The 420-nt window shown below is 51.7% G+C and carries 1 pseudogene; it reads left to right on the top strand.

Annotated elements, in window-relative coordinates:
• Positions 1 to 28 precede the first annotated feature (28 nt).
• Positions 29 to 420 (top strand): annotated as a pseudogene (locus EXE45_RS18075) (integrase); the annotation flags it as partial.

Below are 420 nucleotides of genomic sequence, written 5' to 3'. Positions count from 1 at the left end.
AATCATCGCTGGACGGAGGACGAATAATATGTCGTCCGATCTCAACCCGATCACGCCAGAGCAAGCGAAGGATCTCTACAACGATGAATACGAGGAGAAAAGGAGCTATGAATCATTGCGCAAGGCTCGCTCTGTCCTCGATACGTTCGTCGAGTGGACGGAACAGGAAGGTCTAGAGAACATGAACGAGATCGACGGTCGCCAGTTACAAGAAATGAAGATGTGGTGGAAGAGAGAATCCGACACCAACAACGTCAGCCTCAACGGGTATCTTGCGGTCGTCCGGAGATTTCTGGTGTTCTGTGAACGCATCGAAGTTGTCTCCGAAAACACACCGGACAGGATGCCTCAGGCGAGCATCGATGAAGACGAAGAAGTCTGTGATCGGAAACCGGACGACGAGGCAGTAGAAGCGATCAG

The organism is Halorubrum sp. SP9 (assembly GCF_005435015.1).
Lineage (GTDB): Archaea > Halobacteriota > Halobacteria > Halobacteriales > Haloferacaceae > Halorubrum > Halorubrum sodomense.
Note: the sequence above shows the minus strand (reverse complement) of the source record. Positions and strands in the feature narration are given on the sequence as shown.